Raw genomic sequence first — 253 nt, 5'->3', positions numbered from 1 at the left:
TGAATCGCCACGGGTTTAACAGACACCTCGGAGTCATTTAAGATGACTTAAAGAGAGGTGCCCATGAGCGGTAAACGTTATCCCGAAGAGTTTAAAATTGAAGCAGTCAAACAGGTTATTGATCGCGGTCATTCTGTTTCCAGTGTTGCAACACGTCTCGATATCACCACCCACAGCCTTTACGCCTGGATAAAGAAGTACGGTCCGGACTCATCCACTAATAAAGAACAGTCAGATGCTCAGGCCGAGATCC

The 253-nt window shown here is 46.6% G+C and carries 1 protein-coding gene; it reads left to right on the top strand.

The features are described from left to right. Nucleotides 1-63: 63 nt before the first annotated feature. Nucleotides 64-253 (top strand): transposase (locus ACSZO1_RS22830; RefSeq protein WP_437616697.1); only part of this gene is annotated, 190 nt, incomplete at its 3' end.

The organism is Erwinia sp. V71 (assembly GCF_965644245.1).
Lineage (GTDB): Bacteria > Pseudomonadota > Gammaproteobacteria > Enterobacterales > Enterobacteriaceae > Erwinia.
The sequence above is the reverse complement of the archived record's forward strand: the minus strand, read 5'-3'. Positions and strand labels throughout refer to the sequence as shown.